At 58.3% G+C, this 15,495-nt stretch carries 11 protein-coding genes; 5 read left to right on the forward strand and 6 right to left on the reverse strand.

What is annotated here, in order from left to right; genetic code table 11:
- Positions 1-44 precede the first annotated feature (44 nt).
- Positions 45-752, reverse strand: a complete 708-nt coding sequence (locus AVI_RS13220; RefSeq protein ID WP_015916824.1) for a DUF1045 domain-containing protein — start codon at positions 750-752, stop codon at positions 45-47.
- 401 nt (positions 753-1,153) lie between these two features.
- On the reverse strand, positions 1,154-2,407 hold the full coding sequence (locus AVI_RS13225; RefSeq protein ID WP_015916825.1) for an NAD(P)/FAD-dependent oxidoreductase: 1,254 nt from the start codon (positions 2,405-2,407) through the stop codon (positions 1,154-1,156).
- On the opposite strand from AVI_RS13225, the gene mnmC2 reads away from it, so the two are divergent.
- Positions 2,406-3,149, forward strand: a complete 744-nt coding sequence (gene mnmC2, locus AVI_RS13230) for a tRNA (5-methylaminomethyl-2-thiouridine)(34)-methyltransferase MnmC2 (RefSeq protein ID WP_041696946.1) — start codon at positions 2,406-2,408, stop codon at positions 3,147-3,149. The genes AVI_RS13225 and mnmC2 overlap by 2 nt on opposite strands.
- A gap of 38 nt (positions 3,150-3,187) precedes the next feature.
- Here mnmC2 and AVI_RS13235 read toward each other — a convergent pair whose 3' ends face one another.
- Positions 3,188-7,003, reverse strand: a complete 3,816-nt coding sequence (locus tag AVI_RS13235) for a PAS-domain containing protein (RefSeq protein ID WP_187152361.1) — start codon at positions 7,001-7,003, stop codon at positions 3,188-3,190.
- 407 nt (positions 7,004-7,410) lie between these two features.
- Between AVI_RS13235 and AVI_RS13240 the strand changes: the two genes are divergently transcribed.
- Together AVI_RS13240 and AVI_RS13245 are read left to right on the forward strand one after the other, a co-directional pair.
- A complete protein-coding gene (locus AVI_RS13240; protein ID WP_015916828.1) occupies positions 7,411-7,734 on the forward strand; it encodes a hypothetical protein in 324 nt (107 codons plus the stop codon).
- Positions 7,735-8,042: 308 nt separating this feature from the next.
- Complete coding sequence (locus AVI_RS13245; RefSeq protein ID WP_015916829.1) at positions 8,043-9,497, forward strand: DEAD/DEAH box helicase; 1,455 nt, start codon at positions 8,043-8,045, stop codon at positions 9,495-9,497.
- 170 nt (positions 9,498-9,667) lie between these two features.
- On the opposite strand, the gene AVI_RS13250 is transcribed toward AVI_RS13245, so the two are convergent.
- The 3 genes from AVI_RS13250 to AVI_RS13260 form a co-directional block, all read right to left on the reverse strand.
- Positions 9,668-11,884, reverse strand: a complete 2,217-nt coding sequence (locus AVI_RS13250; RefSeq protein WP_015916830.1) for a GMC oxidoreductase — start codon at positions 11,882-11,884, stop codon at positions 9,668-9,670.
- 162 nt (positions 11,885-12,046) lie between these two features.
- On the reverse strand, positions 12,047-13,222 hold the full coding sequence (locus AVI_RS13255) for an aminotransferase class V-fold PLP-dependent enzyme (protein ID WP_015916831.1): 1,176 nt from the start codon (positions 13,220-13,222) through the stop codon (positions 12,047-12,049).
- Positions 13,223-13,694: 472 nt separating this feature from the next.
- Positions 13,695-14,051, reverse strand: coding sequence for a winged helix-turn-helix transcriptional regulator (locus AVI_RS13260; protein ID WP_041696949.1), 357 nt, complete (start codon positions 14,049-14,051; stop codon positions 13,695-13,697).
- A 123-nt stretch (positions 14,052-14,174) separates the two neighbouring features.
- Here AVI_RS13260 and AVI_RS13265 point away from each other — a divergent pair, with 123 nt between their 5' ends.
- Both AVI_RS13265 and AVI_RS13270 read left to right on the forward strand, forming a co-directional pair.
- A complete protein-coding gene (locus AVI_RS13265; RefSeq protein WP_015916833.1) occupies positions 14,175-14,774 on the forward strand; it encodes a nitroreductase family protein in 600 nt (199 codons plus the stop codon).
- Between the two features lie 19 nt (positions 14,775-14,793).
- Positions 14,794-15,195 (forward strand): ester cyclase, encoded by a 402-nt coding sequence (locus AVI_RS13270; RefSeq protein WP_015916834.1) that lies wholly within the window; start codon positions 14,794-14,796, stop codon positions 15,193-15,195.
- Positions 15,196-15,495 lie beyond the last annotated feature (300 nt).

Here is a 15,495-nt window from a genome sequence, read left to right on the forward strand (position 1 = left end):
GCAACCCTGCCCTTTTTGTCGAGAGGGCATACAGCATCGTGAGATCAGGCGATCTTGCGCGCCGAGACCCGCCCCATCGGATGCAGTGAATGCACCACCAGTGGCGCACCCGGCTCACGCTCGATAAACAGCGCCAGATTGGCAAACACGACAGGGTTTTGCAGCAGCGGCGCGAAATAGTGAGTCGCCGCCTGATGCAGGCGATCGCGGTGGCTGAGCGGCAAAGGCCCGGTCAAGGGCATGTAGAAACGGTATTCGTCCAGCACATGCGGATCGCCCCAGCGGTAAAGATTGGCAAATTGCGGCGCGCTGAGCCGTTCGGGCGCCATGCGTTCAATTTCGGCATCGCTGAGCGGCGCGCGGAACCGGTCGAAATTCTGTACCACCAGCGCCGCCACCCGGTCTAACTGGTTGGACGGATGTGTCAAAGTCAGACCGCAGAAATCACCGAGCTTCGCCACTTCCAGTCCCGGCAGTGCGAAAGGTTCGACAATGCCGGCGAAATGCATCAGTTCACGCAGCAACTGGGCTTCGCTGACCTCAGGATGTAAGGCAAACGGCGCTTTCAGGCAGCCATGGAACCCATTTCGACGCGGCAAGGCCGTATGAAAGGCAATCTCGTGCAGGCCAAGCCCTGCCAGCCCCGGATGTTCGACCGGCTCATCGGAATAGACATTGCGTCCCAGCCAGCTGGCGGCTGCAAGCGACAGCGGGTCACGCGCAGAGGGTGTATAGCAAATTGAATATCGCATGCGGGTGACCTCCGGCAGCGACGAGCGTCTGCAAAGACGCGCCAGGAACGCTGCAAATCTTATAATGACTGCATTACGGCATGCTCGACCAAACTGATCCTGTCACACGCATCCTTAAACCCGATGGATTTGTAGATTTATGCAACGCATTCAAATCGGTACAACGCCTTGCCTGCATTCTGCCAAACGCATGGCGCTGTCATGCAAAACAATCGAATCGACCATGACCGATAGCCCGCATGCGCAGTCAGATAGGGGATTTGCATGACACTATGACGAAAGTGACCGAGCATCAGGTTCACTTTTTACGCGAGATCACAGGAGGGTGATGAGAAGCGACCTCGGATTACGCAAGGCTCGACGCTTGAAATATTTTTAAAAGCAATATCAAGGCCGGTTTATCAACCGACCGGGTTTTCCAACGGTGGTTCCAAGGCTTTATCAGCAATACGGGAGGCGATCTGCAGATGATGGGCAAGCGTGAAACCATCAGGCATATCCGTCTCGCCACCGAAAATCGGCTGTAACGCCTGCTGCGCCAAGCTATGCGCCAGCCCGAAACTGATCTTGAAGCCACCGGTCAGCGCAATCAGCCTGGGATGATCGGGATGCGGCCCCACCATGGGATCCCGGTCTATCGACTTGGGCCGCAGTCCGGCCCAGCGCTCCACCACCGGGGCATCCCCCAGCATCGGCACCAGCCGGCGGGCCTTGGCAATCAGGGTTTCAAGCTGGTCGTCGGTGGTCAGGGGCGCATCCCAGCGATTTTCGCTGGTGCTGCCAATCGCCACATGCCCACCTTCATGCGGCACGGCATAGACGCCATCCAGATAGACCAGCGGCAGCGCAGGATCGACATCGGCCTTCAGCAATGCCGCCTGCCCTTTGACCGCCATGCCGAGCGGCAGCACTCCGGTCGGGCTAAACCCGTCCAGCAGTGGAAAACTCCCCACACCGGCTGAAACGATCACATGGCCGAAGGCAATCCGGCTTGTATCCGCCAAGTCTGCCCATTGCTGGACCGGATCGATGGCCCTGACTGCCACCCCCTCAATGATCCGGCAATGCGGTGATGCGACAAGGCCCGCCTTCAGTGCGGCCGTCAAACCGCGCGGCGACACCCGCGCCGCCAGCGTGTCATGCACCAGACCGGCTTGCGTGACAGCACGATCCGGCCAGCCATCACCAGCCGGGGAATGATCGATAACCTTCCAGGCAAATTGCCGGTCACCGGTTTTCCAGGCGGTTTCGGCGTCTTTTTCGTGCCGTTTGGCAATCACCCGCAGATGTGGCTTGGGCAAGGGCATCAGCCGCCCGGACCGCCGATAGCCCACAGCAATACCGGTCTCTGCCTCAAGCTGCGCCGCTTCCGTCTCCAGTGCTAGCAGCGCATCGAACTGAAACTGCTTCTTGCGATCCCATTTGTCCGGCATATAGGGCATGAGTGCGCCCAGCAGCCCGCCACTGGCACCACCCGCCACCCGACCGGCATCGACCAGAACCACATCCAGCCCGGCCAGAACCGCAAAGCGCGCCGCCCACAGGCCCATGATGCCGCCGCCGACCACCAACAGATCTGCCGCGAGGCTATGGGACGCGCCTTTTGGGGACAAGAGTTGACCGGAGACCGAAGCCGTCCTATCGCCTGTCTTCATGACCCACTCCACTTCCAATCCCGATCCGATGCCTGACGCCGAAACGGCACACACCCAGCCGCTGAGCTGGCAGGACGGCGATATGCCCTATTCCACCGCCTTTGGCGACCATTTTTACTGCCAGACCGATGGCCGCCTGGAATGCGGCCATGTTTTCCTCGAGGGCAATGAATTGCCGCAGCGCTGGATCGGCGCGTCTTCTTTCCGCATCGGCGAACTGGGTTTCGGCACCGGGCTGAACGCGATGGAAACCTGGCGTCAATGGCAGGCGACGCGCCCTCCCAGCGGGCATCTGACCTTCATATCCTTTGAGCTTTATCCGATGGCGCGCGCCGATATCGACCGCGCCCTGTCGCGCTGGCCGCAAATCGATGCAGAGCGGCAAGGCTTGCTGGCGCTCTGGCCGGATGATCCGCAAGGTCAAGTCCAGCTCGACCTCGACGCCCAGACCCGGCTGATCGTGGTTTGCGGCGATGCGCTGGCCTCGCTGCAAGCCTGGTCCGAACCATTCGACGCCTGGTATCTCGATGGTTTTGCCCCTTCCCGCAACAGCGCCATGTGGTCGCTGGAGCTGATGACGCGGCTCTACCAGCTGACAACGCCCGGCGGCCGCTTCGCCACCTATGCCGCCGCCGGTTTCGTACGCCGCAATCTGATCGCCGCAGGTTTCACCGTTGAGCGACGCCCGGGCTTTGCCGGCAAACGAGAAATGCTATGCGGGACGAAGACGGAGCCGTCGTGATGTCGGATACGCTGTCATCGGCGGGATCGGCCCCACGGTTACAGTGCCGTCAGCCTCGCACCGAGGTCCTCTGCCAGGGTCTGTGGTTGCGTCTGCGCTGCGGCGCCCCCTAACCAATAGGCAATGCAGTCCTGGAGACGGTCGGGACTGACAGGCTTGAGGACGAGATCATCAAGACCGGCTTTATGGCAGGCCGCCTTGTCATAGGTGGAAAGATCGCCCGCAAGACCGATCAGCACGGTCAGCGCGGTCTGTGGCTGCTGGCTTTCCTCGGCACGGATCTGCCTGACCATATCGAGCACTCGCGCCCGATCCTCAACGAGATCGATCAGCATCATGCCCGGCTGCCATTGGCGCCAGAGGGCAAGCGCCTCGCTTTCCCCCTCCACGCAGGCATGGCCAACCCCCAGCGCCTGCAAGGCCTGATGGAAAAAATGACGCTCCGCTTCACCGGCATCCAGCACCAGCAGATCGATCTGCTCCTGCTGCATCACACCCGACGACATCAGAGCCACTTGCTCTCCGTCCGAGATCACAGGCGGCTCAGCCTCCGGTTCCGCCCTCAACCCGGAGACAGCGCCGCGCCGCGTGCCGCGCAACACATCGATGACAACATTGCGCAGCAGGTTTTCACCCACCGGCTTAGTAAGCTGCGCTTGAATATTCAGCCCATCGGCCATTCTGTCGAGATTGAAGGGCGCATCCGCCGCCAGCAGGATGATCGACAGCGGATCGAACCGTCGATCACCGCGGATCTTGCGCACCAGATCCAGCCCGCCGCCGCTGCGCCGGCAGCAATCGATCACAACCACCTCAATCGGGCTTTTCTGGCTCTCGGCCTGTTCCAGCACGGCCAGCGCCAGCGCCGGATCGTTAACTGCCACGCCATCGAAGCCCCAACGGCAAAGCTGGTCATTGAGAATGCCGCAGCTGATATCATTGCTTTCAAAACCCAGGACCCGGGCACCGCGCAGATGAAAGCCAGCAAGGCTCGGTAGTTTTTCAGCCGCCATTGCAAAGGGCAGATTGACAGTCACGGTGGCACCTCGACCGGGCGCGCTTTCCACCCCGATCGTCCCGCCAAACAGATCGACAAGCCCACCGGCAATCGAAAATCCGAGACCCGCCCCATCCCGGTGATGCAAAGCCCCGTCATTCATCTGGGAAAATTTGGTAAAGGCCATCAGGCATTGCTCCGGCGTCATGCCATGGCCGGTATCCTCAATCCGCAGAACCAGCCATGCACGGGCGCGGTCACTCACCTCGGCATTCGTTTCAGAAATAGGATCTCCGTGGCTTTGGAGCGTGACGTCCAGATCCGGCTCTTCCTGGCGCAAACCGAGATCGACCAGCACATGGCCTCTGTCGGTGGCCCGGATTGCCTCCCCCAAGAGATTGGTGAGAATCTGGCGGAACCGACCCGCATCGCCCGCCAGCATATGGGTCAGCCTGCCCTGACCGCGCACCAGGATGTCCACATCCTTTTCCGCGGCGCGCCCAGCCATCAAGGTGACCACATCCTCCACCGCCGCCAGCGGATCGAAGGGGGCCGAGCGCAAGGACAGGCTCCCGTCATCGATCTTCGAGAAATCGATGATGTCATTGATAATGGTCAGCAGCGAGCGCCCGGATTTGACGATCACATCGACAAAGGTCTTTTGCCGGGCATCGAGATTGGAAGACAGCAGCAATTCCGTCATGCCCAGCACGCCGCTCATCGGCGTGCGGATTTCATGGCTCATATTGGCCAGGAACCGAGATTTGGCCTTGTCCGCCGCCTCGGCCTGCGCCGCAAGCGTGGTCAGTTCCGCCTCACGCTGCTTGGCCTCGCTGGCATCGCTGATCACGAACAGCCAGCGGTCCTCGGCGCTAACAATCGCCTCGATACTGCGCCAGGCACCATCGCGCCGTTGCACCACGACGCTGGCGGAGGTGTCAGCGGACATCCTTGATCGCATCCGGTCGAGAAACGCCGTTGGATTGTCGCCGAAATCGCCTCGCTCGGCGCAGTAATCGAAAAGCTGGCGCCAATCCGCCCCTGTGCGCACCAGATGCGGCGACACGTTCAATATTTCCGCCAATTTATCGTTGCGGTAAAGGATACGGTCCGTCTGGATAACACAGAGCCCCTGGGCCATGTGTTGGGTAGCCTCTTCCAACAGCTTGCCGACATCCTGCAGCCGGGCACGGGCCTCGTCTATCTCGCGCTCGCGCAACCGCTGCTCGGTATAGTCAGAAAAGGTCAGCATGATCTGGCCATCGTCCAGCGGCGATGCCGTAATCACGATATGCCGGCGATCCGAAAGCGTCACCTCGGTTTGCCGCGCCGCCGTCAATGTCCGCAATTCAAGACTATAGGCGGCGATCCGGCTTTCCGGGTCGATGCTATCAGGGTTGAGGCTGGCGTCATCGCCAGTCTCGAGTGGCCAGCCATTGGCATGGGCGTGGCGCAGATAATCCGCGAAACTTGTGCCAGTCATGGCCTGGTCTTCAGGCCAGCACACCATATTGCGTGCCATGAGGTTGGAAAAACTTAAACTCTGATCGGCATCGAGGATGATCACCCCGACCGGCATGGTGCGCAGAATGGCCTCTATATCGTCGTAGAGCTTTTCGGCATGCGCCTTGGCTTCGCGCAATTGTCGTTCGCCGATCTTCAGCAGCGAAACATCCGCCAAAGTCCCGACGATATAAGGCGCGCCATCCTTGGTCTCGATCCGCTTCAGGCTGGTCAGCAAGGGCACGGTGTCGCCATTGGGCATGATGATCAGCTGTTCGCGCTCCGTCGCGCATCCAGTTTCCAGGACCTCGATATTCTCCTGGCGCAGGGCCTCGCCTTCGGCAGGAAACATCTCGTCTTCCCGCAAGCCATAAAAGCGGGTCCGGTCGCCACCCAGCATTTGTTCATAAGCAGCATTGGCAAACACCAGCCGCCGGTCGCCATCGCGCAGAAAAACCGGCTCCGGTACATTTTCCAACGCTGCACGGTAAAGAGTACTTTCGCGCTCATAGGTCTGCGCCTCGGTAACATCGGTATAAAGCAGCAGAAACTGACCGTTTTCCAGGCGGTTGCCCCGGGCCGAAATCACCCGTCCGTTCGGCATGGCGATCTGGCATGGCTCTGGTTCGTCTATCGACGCGGCAAGGAATTGGCCGGATGTATCCTCACCACTCCCATCCCACCCCGCACCTCCGATAACGTCGAGAACCGCCTGAAAATTCATGCCGAACTTCAGCTCGACCGTTGTCTCACCCAACATCCTGGAGAAACTGGTGTTGAAATAGACAATATCGAGCTGCGAATCGAGAAGCAGCACGCCAAGCGGAATGAGATCGAGAAGCATCGCATAATCGGCTGGCAGGCAGGCACCAGGCGCCCCATTACCAACACCAGCGCTCCCACCTTGAGAAGCGACCTCTCTTGAGATTTCAGCCATGGCAGAAGGCATCTGGGCGCCGGATGGCAGCGGCTCTTTCTTCCAGCCCCGGCTCTTGACCCGGCCAGGCCGCTCGCGAAACACCCCGAAGACATAGGGCATTTCGTCTTCGGTGATGAAGCGCTCGATCTGCACCCGGCAATGCTGGCGGCCGCTGTGATCGAAACACAGAGCCAGATGTTCTTCCGCAAACACCAGCGCCCGGCGCTCGACATCCTCCCAGGCCAGATCTTCCGGACGGTCCGTCAGTTCCCCCGCCCGCTGTCCGAGAAGATCATCGAGATCCGCTCCAAAAAATGCGACAAAGGCGGGATTGACGGCAACGAAACGAAGCTCGCTATCCTTGATGAAAGCGGGCACATCAAGCCTGGCGATTTTCTCGCACGCTATGGTGAGCAATCCGCCTTCTATCGGCAATGGAATCCCCTTCGTTGCCCGAGCCGCCTGCATCACGGATGAACCTCTCTGTGCCCTTTTCCGCCGTGGAAACAACCCTATCACCAGGCAAAACACAAAACAAAGCGCCTTACTGAAAAAATCCTGTCAATCTCCTGTTTCACAAAGCTTTTTACCAGCACGGGCAGCACCGTGCGCAAGACAGGACCGAGCGCCCAGTCTTTGTGGCGGAGACGCGCCACGCCAACCGGCAATCTTATAAAATATTTTTTAAGTTCAATATCTTATGGCATTTACTCTTGTGGCGTCCGTCGCTTTAAATGACGATAATTTAATCTTGGCTCCACAATTCCATCATTAATCTGCCCGTTTTCAGGATCATCTTCATACCATTCTCTTCGGAGAAAAAGTTCTGAAAGGATCAAACCATGTCCGTATTTCGCATGAGTATGTCTGCGGGCCTTGTCGCCACTCTCGTAGGTGCCTCGCTGATGGCGACGGCCCCTGCCGCAGAGGCCCATGACCCGTTCTGGGGTGGCGTCGCAGCCGGTGCCGTCGGTGGCATCGTCGGCAGCGCCATCGTCAACGGAATGGATGGGGGACCGCGCTATTACCGGTCCTATGACCCACCACCACCGCCCCCACCGGTTTATCGGACCTATTATCGTCCGGTCTATGCGGCGCCCTGCCACTTCGAGCGGCGCTATGATGAATGGGGCGACAGCTACCGCGTTCAGGTCTGCCCCCGGTAAATGATCTGCCGCCCGTCACCCAGACGGGGATTATAGTAGAAATATTCAGCGCCCGCCCGTCCATGATGGGCGGGCGCTTGACATTTGGCCGCAAAACGCGCAAAAGCGGCGCAAGCTTTCAGCCTTCTGGCCGCCGCGTGAGCGCGCCACTGCATTCCGGCTTTGCCTATTTCGGCACTGTCATGCAAAAAAGGTATGGGTGCTTCATATATGACCGCATCAGCGGTCAAACGCACCGAAAGTCGTTTCCAACTTACAAGTTCCCAATTCACGCGGGGTTCTTGACGCCAAAGACCGCTATAATCGCAATGAGGCGATCGTGGCTCAGTGTCTTGGCGCCCCGAAAGGTTTATGAATTGACCAGTTTTAACGAACTTGGCCTCTCGCCGACTGTTGTCGCCACGCTGACCCAGCTTGGCTTCGAGACCCCTACCCCCATCCAGGCGCAGGGTATTCCGGTGGTGATGGCCGGTCGCGACCTGATTGGCCTTGCCCAGACCGGCACCGGCAAGACCGCTGCCTTTGGCCTGCCGATCATTGAGTTGCTGATGAAGGACGAACGCCGTCCCGACAATCGCACCACCCGCACGCTGATTCTTGCCCCGACCCGCGAACTCGTCAACCAGATCGGCGACAATCTGCGGTCCTTCATTCGCAAGACCCCGATCAAGATCAACCAGGTGGTTGGTGGCGCATCGATCAACAAGCAGCAGCTTCAGCTGGAACGTGGCACCGACATTCTGGTCGCCACGCCGGGCCGGTTGCTGGACCTGATTTCCCGCAATGCTATTTCGCTGCGCGCCGTCACCCATCTGGTGCTGGACGAAGCCGACCAGATGCTGGATCTGGGCTTCATCCACGATCTGCGCAAGATTGCCAAGATGGTTCCGGCCAAGCGCCAGACCCTGCTGTTTTCGGCCACCATGCCGAAGGCGATTGCTGATCTGGCCGGTAGCTTCCTCAACAATCCGGTCACTGTCGAAGTGTCGCCTCCGGGCAAGGCCGCCGACAAGGTCGAGCAGTATGTTCACTTCGTCAACGGCCAGAACCACAAGACCGAGCTGCTGAAGAAGACCCTTGCCGATCATCCCGATGGCCGTTCCATCGTTTTCCTGCGCACCAAGCATGGCGCTGAAAAGCTGATGAAGCACCTGGAAATCACCGGTTTCTCGGTTGCCTCCATTCACGGCAACAAGAGCCAGGGCCAGCGCGAGCGCGCCTTGAAGGGTTTCCGCGATGGTTCGATCCGCACGCTGATCGCCACCGACGTTGCCGCCCGCGGCATCGACATCCCGGCTGTCAGCCATGTGTTCAACTATGACCTGCCGGAAGTGCCGGATGCTTATGTCCACCGCATCGGCCGTACTGCCCGTGCTGGCCGCGACGGCATTGCCATCGCCTTCTGCGGTCCCGATGAAGCCCGACTGCTGCGCGACATCGAGCGGTTGATGGGGATTGAAATTTCCGTTGCCAGCGGTGAAGCTCCGGCTGACCGTGGCCGCCCGGCCCGTCCGACCCGCCGCGCAGGTGGCGGTGGTGCAGGGGCCGGTGCTGGCAACCGCAACCATGGCAACCCGGCCCGCAAGGATGGCCGTCCGCAAGGCCGTGGCCCGCGTGAAGAAGGTGATGGTGGCGAACAGCGTTCGGCCCGCCCGGCCAACCGCAACAAGCCAGCCAACGGTCGCCCGGCCCGCCGCCCAGACCGTCCACGCCAGGACGGCCCGGCCCGCGCCGGTGCAGGCGGCCAGCGCCGCGAGCGTTAAGCGTCCTCTGTGATTTTGCGAAAGGCCGGTTTTCCGGCCTTTTTCTTTGACCAGAAGACATGAAACACGGCTGAAAATGGAAAAAGGGCCGTGTGTTTCATCAAACACACGGCCCTTTGTTATGTTATCATGATTGCTTGCCCGTCAGCTTTCAATGGTGACGGAGCAGCTCACTGCTGCGTGGTGCCGACGATATTCCCGGTGATTTTCGTCATGCAATATTCGGCCACGGCGGCAATGGTCCATGCCGGGGTCGCGGCACCGGTGGAACCGGGGATCAAAGAACCATCAACCACATAGAGGCCCGGCACCGCCGTCTCGTTGTCGGCTGCCAAGACCTGGCCGTGTTTGTTGCAGGCCTTGCCCAGCACGCAGCCCCCGAGCGGATGGGCCGTGACGCCATAGGCCACCACGAATTCCTCCGGCACGCGTTTGGGGTCCCAGCCTTCCAGGCTTCGGGCGTGATGCAACCGGGTCGATTGCAGCGCTGGCAGCGGGCCACGATAGGTGAGCGGTCCATTGCGCCGGGTCAGGCTCTCGCCCTCCTTGCTGGCATTGACTTCTCCCCATGTGGTCAGCACCGTGGTGAGCGCATTGACCGAATCCAGCACGCCGACATTGATATCGCCAACCTCGGTAGGCTCCGCCCCCTCGTCCTTCTCTGTCGGCGTATTGGGATAATACAGGCTGTAGACTTTGCGGCCCGAAGACTTGTCCGAAGCCGGATCCACGAGGAATTCGCCCGGCGCCGGCTGGTAGCAGACCGACATATTATAGGTGTTCTGCAGATTGTCGGCTTCGTCATACCAGGCCGGATAGAGCATGAGGCGAATGAAAGACGCCGATTTATTGACCTTCATGTAGTCGATCGACTGATTGAAGGCCGCCTCCAACTCGTCATCCGGAAGGGTGATGCCATTCAAGGTGTCGTCATTGACGAAATAGAAGGAGGCATCGGTCGAACCGGGACCGCCATCCGAAGGCCGCGTCTTGATGCTCAGGTCCTGAGTGCCGGTGACATCGCCATTCTGGCCCCAGAACTTGCCAACATATTTGCTCAGAGCTGGCAGGCCTTTGGTGTCAGGTGCCTCTGGATTGGGATTGTTGGAATATTCCAGCAGCATCGATGCCGTATGCATGGAGCCGGCGGAGAAGATCACGTTCTTCGCCCGGTAGACCAGCAGTGTCGGATTGGCGACATCGGTCGGTGCGATCTGCTCGACATTGATGACATAAATTGGGCTGTCTTTATCGGAATTCGGGTCCTGATAGACATTGGTGACATTGCTCAGGCAACGAATGTCAAGCAGGCCGGTGTCCTTGGCCTGCTTGAGGTAATTCTGGTCCAGCGCCTTCTTGACGCCGAGCAATTCCTGGCCTTCCGACGGCGTCTTCGAGATCGAATAGCTGTTCATCCCATACCACATTTCGCCGATGATGGCGGAGGGCAGCATTTCGACTTCCACTTCCTTGCACACCACGCTCCAGTCGAGCGCCAGCTTGGTATATTCCAGTTGAACCGACTTAATCGGCGTTTCGACTTTACTCAACCGGACAGCATCTTCGATTTTCTTGACCTGCTTCCTGAAGCTGCGAGTGGAAAGATAGGGCGGGCTTCTCTTGAGCGCATAGGTAAAGACCGGTTTCTCTCTGACGGGCACCGTCTCCGTCACCATGTTGTCCTTGTCATCGATGGTTTTAGGCTCCATCATTTTCTCGACGGTGTCGTAATGCTGCGCCAGTTCGCCATAGGACAGCAGTACACTCTCGTAGGAGTCCAACTTCTCGGGATCGCGGAAGGCCAGGGTGAAGGCCAGCTGAGACGGCTTCTGGAAGAAGGTATTGTAGACATGCGAGGTGCCGCCGAGCGCCGCGCCAACGATGGTGGTCATGGTTGGTGTCGGGGCGGGAGCATCCGGCACCGGCTCCGGCGGCGGTGGCGGATAGGCAACGATCATTTCCACCAGGCCGGGATAGACCGGGATCGGACGCTGCGCATAGGTGGTCATCGTATTGAAGTTGGCCGTCTCGCCATCCAACTCCTCGGGCTGGCCATAGGTATCCGGTGGAGATTGCGGCGTGCCGAACGGCTCGAGATCCATCATCCAGCCAGCGCGTCCATCCGGCTGGCGATAGTTGCTAAACGGCGGCGCTTTGGTGGGCTGGCCTGTCAGATTGCCCCACCAGTCCTTGCCGCGCTCCAGCAGCAGCACGGGCTTGCCTGCAGTAGCCGAATAATTGACGTTCTGGAAGGCCTCGCACAGCCTGAGCGCGGCGACGCTGCCGCCGAAGCCGGAGCCGATGATGATCGTATCATAAACAGTCTGGCTGACGCTTCCGGGATTGACGATTTCTTCGGCAGGCGCCGAAACTTTTTTCGAAGACACGATAAAGACCCCCTAGGAAATATTGGGTTCGAAAGGAATACGAGGTTCAAAGCAGGCCTGTCCGGTCCGGATCGCACCGGACAGGTCTGTTCATTCTCTTGGTTTGCTTGTCTTTTTGGGAAAACTGGCTTCCCCTCCGTTCAACCGGAAGGGAAATCGAACTCACATGACAATGTGCTGGTGGTTGGCATTCATCTCAACGACTTCATGGCGAAGAGAGGGAATGACATCCTGATTGCTGGAGACGATCTCCGCCATGATTTCCGAAATGCGCGTGCAATCGGCTTCGACATAGCCAAGACGGGTGATTTCCGCCGTGCCGACCCGCATGAAGCCATCCACATGGATGTTATGCTGCTTCAGTTTATCGCGATATCCCTGACCCATCTGCCGGTCGAGCTTGGGCAGCACCTGGTGGCAATAGGATAATTCCGAGAATTTCTTGGTGGACTGGCCCCGCATCTCATAGCCCTTGGCTTGCAGCGTGTTGGCGAAGGCGCGCGAATTCTTCACCACCTGCTCGGCATAACGCTCCCATGGCACTTCATCGATGACGATGCCCAGCGAGGCAATGCGCGCCAGATGCGGATTGCAAATCATCGTCGGTCCATTCAACGGCGTGAAATTGGAGACGATGTCGATGCGATCGTTCAATTCTTTGCTGTTGGTGACGATAATGCCGCCCTGCGGACCGGGGAATGTCTTGTGGGTTGAGCCAAACAGAATATCGGCGCCCTCGTTGAGCGGGTCCTGATACTGCTTGCCAACGATCAGGCCAAGGCTGTGCGAGCCATCATAGGCGACGATGCCGCCATAGCTGTGCACAAGATCGGCCACTTCGCGCACCGGCATGGGAACGGTGAAGATCGACGCACCGAGAATGACCAGCTTCGGCTTTTCCCGCTCAAGCAGCTCCAGAGTGGCTTCGAGATCGAGCTGCCACTCCTCATCATCGAACGGAAGCGGCAAGGAAACCCGGTCAAACACTTCGTAATTGAAGGGATATCCGCCACCTGGAAAGAAAGGAGGCACACGCCCGACCTTGTCGCCCGGTGAGGTCAGCGCGAAGACAACGGCCATCAGGCTCGCACTGCCGGAAATCGGGGAAATATTCACATATTCGGCGTTGAAAAGTTTTTTAGCCTTCTGCTCGGTGATCGCGACGATTTCCTGGGAAATATCGGTGCCGGCATAAAATGGCGCCGCATAGCGGGACGCAAGGTCGGAACTCAGGGCCGCCAAAGCGGCCGGAGACATACGGTTTTCACTGACGATCAGGTTGATAGCACCCGTTCTCACATCATTATGCTTGCTAATAAGTTTTACAATTTCATTCATAATTCGCCTCGTTAATCCTGGGAGGTTTAAGGACTGCGCGCGAGAATTAGCAGTCAGTAAATTCTAAAACTACCCTAAATTGTAACTGTAATTTTTGATTGTTTTTTTCAACCCAAAAAAAGTCATTCGGCGCCGTCAGGACAGAGACGTCAGGATGTTGCCGACGGCGCATGGCGCGAGCTTCATGATCTCCAAGAGCTAGCCTTGGTGAAACATAAACAAGAACAATATGTTATGTTATTTCTTAGAAGAAGCCACTACGGCAGGCGGCAAAGGCAGCACGAGGCTCTGCACCGCAATCGACCCGTTTTCGCAATCAGTTTCCGATCCAAGCGTACCGATACCGAGCAGCCCTTGATGAGCGATGGCCCGAAGCTTTTAGCGGCGTATTCAACAGGTCATACGGCGCATGAAACCTTAAGAACCAGCAACCCATCGCTTAATCGATCTATTCGCCAAAAGCCGATGCTTTTTAACGATCACGCCCCAACGATCTGGATTTGCGGATCGTTGCATGATTTGCCTCGGCCCAATTTTTCATCAGATGAAACGGCACCAACAAGGAACGCCCAAGCGGAGTGAGATCATATTCCACCCGCTGCGGGACAACCGGATAGACCCGGCGTTCGACAAGGCCATCCAGTTCCAGTCGCCGAAGCGTCTGCGACAGCATCCGCTGCGAAATATCGGGAATGCATCGCTTCAGCTCTGAAAACCGCAGCGTCCCCCCTTCGAGGTGCAGAGCGATCAGCATGCTCCAGCGGTCGGATACGCGGTGAAGCACATCGCGTATGGGGCAGTTTTCCAGGTTGTTTTCCAGAGTTTCCATCACGTTAAACGATTGCCCGGTTACCTCAGGGTTACCAGGTAATTTCTCGCTCCCTTTCTTGCGCCGCTGACCACCGCGCCATAGCCTGGCGCGACTGGTAACGAGAAGAGAGCAGGTTCAATAATGGATGTAAAGACAATCTCCCGCACAGCGGACCACCCGATCGAAGATTTCTTCCTGGATCGTTGGTCTCCGCGTGCCTTCACCGAAGAGACGATTTCCGAACAGGATTTGCTTGGCGTGCTGGAGGCGGCGCGCTGGGCACCCTCCGGCCTGAACGCCCAGCCCTGGCGCTTTATTTACAGCTTCCGCGGAGAATCCCAATTTGATGGAGTCATCGCGGCGCTCTGGGAAGGAAACCGGATCTGGGCGCAACATGCGGCGGCGCTGATCGTCATCACCACAAAGACAACTCTCGTTCCACCGGGCAGCGATGCGGAGGTTCCCAATCCCGGCCACACCTTCGACGCGGGAACAGCCTGGGGCTATCTCGCGCTCCAAGCCCATCTGAAGGGCTGGTCCACCCATGCCATGGGCGGCATTGACCCGGTAAAGACCGCCGAAGCGGTCAATATGCCCGAGGGATATGCCATGCAGGTGGTCATCGCGATTGGACGACGCGCAAGTGCTGGCCAGCTTCCAGAGGCGCTGCGTGGACGTGAAACACCAAGCCCGCGCCGCCCTGTCGACACCTCCGCTTTCCACGGCACATTTCCCCTTTGACTGAATAGAGACGAGAATCATGAGCGACCATAAAAAGGCGATTGTCAGAAAACTCATTGAGGAGGTTCAGGTCGGCGGCAATTACGCCGTCTTCGATGCCCTGATGCATCCTGATTTCATCGACCACACGCCCACCCCCGGCTTCGCACCGGATCGCGACAGCGTGCGGGCATTCTACCGTGCCTTCCACGCCTCCTTCTCCGAACCGGTCTGCGAGATCGATTTTCAGACCGCCGAAGGCGACCTCGTCACCACCCGCAAGGTCTATTCCGTTACCCACACTGGCGCCTTTAACGGCATTCCGCCAACCGGACGGCGCATAACATTCGACGTTATCGATGTGCTGAAGATCGAAGGAGAGTTCATTACCGCGCATTGGGGCATTCTGAACCTCATGAAGATCGTCGCGCAGATAAGCTGACCCTTGAAATAGCCGGCGCGTAGGATCATCTGCGCGTCTGCGCCTGTCGGAACGAGAGGATAGAGGAAAAGGTCCGAATCAAGGGATCGAAACCAAAAAAGCTCCAAATCTTTGTCGCCATCTTGATCCGACACCCTTCTGCATAATTCCTTAGACCAGAATCGATTCAAGGAATTATACAGCAGGTACAAAGCTTTACAGCGCGGTGGGAATTTGCAAATTTAATGATATGGCGCATCCGACAGGATTAGGCATGAAAAATCATAAATACATGATTTATATCAGAAAAATTCCCTTTTT

It is taken from the genome of Allorhizobium ampelinum S4 (assembly GCF_000016285.1).
Classification (GTDB): domain Bacteria; phylum Pseudomonadota; class Alphaproteobacteria; order Rhizobiales; family Rhizobiaceae; genus Allorhizobium; species Allorhizobium ampelinum.

What these genes read in the sequence shown, in the direction of transcription:
- AVI_RS13265 (WP_015916833.1), top strand. Translation starts at nt 14,175, where the DNA reads ATGGATGTAAAGACAATCTCCCGCACAGCGGACCACCCGATCGAAGAT.
- AVI_RS13260 (WP_041696949.1), bottom strand. Translation starts at nt 14,051, where the DNA reads ATGGAAACTCTGGAAAACAACCTGGAAAACTGCCCCATACGCGATGTG.
- AVI_RS13225 (WP_015916825.1), bottom strand. Translation starts at nt 2,407, where the DNA reads ATGAAGACAGGCGATAGGACGGCTTCGGTCTCCGGTCAACTCTTGTCC.
- AVI_RS13220 (WP_015916824.1), bottom strand. Translation starts at nt 752, where the DNA reads ATGCGATATTCAATTTGCTATACACCCTCTGCGCGTGACCCGCTGTCG.
- mnmC2 (WP_041696946.1), top strand. Translation starts at nt 2,406, where the DNA reads ATGACCCACTCCACTTCCAATCCCGATCCGATGCCTGACGCCGAAACG.
- AVI_RS13255 (WP_015916831.1), bottom strand. Translation starts at nt 13,222, where the DNA reads ATGAATGAAATTGTAAAACTTATTAGCAAGCATAATGATGTGAGAACG.
- AVI_RS13240 (WP_015916828.1), top strand. Translation starts at nt 7,411, where the DNA reads ATGTCCGTATTTCGCATGAGTATGTCTGCGGGCCTTGTCGCCACTCTC.
- AVI_RS13245 (WP_015916829.1), top strand. Translation starts at nt 8,043, where the DNA reads ATGAGGCGATCGTGGCTCAGTGTCTTGGCGCCCCGAAAGGTTTATGAA.
- AVI_RS13270 (WP_015916834.1), top strand. Translation starts at nt 14,794, where the DNA reads ATGAGCGACCATAAAAAGGCGATTGTCAGAAAACTCATTGAGGAGGTT.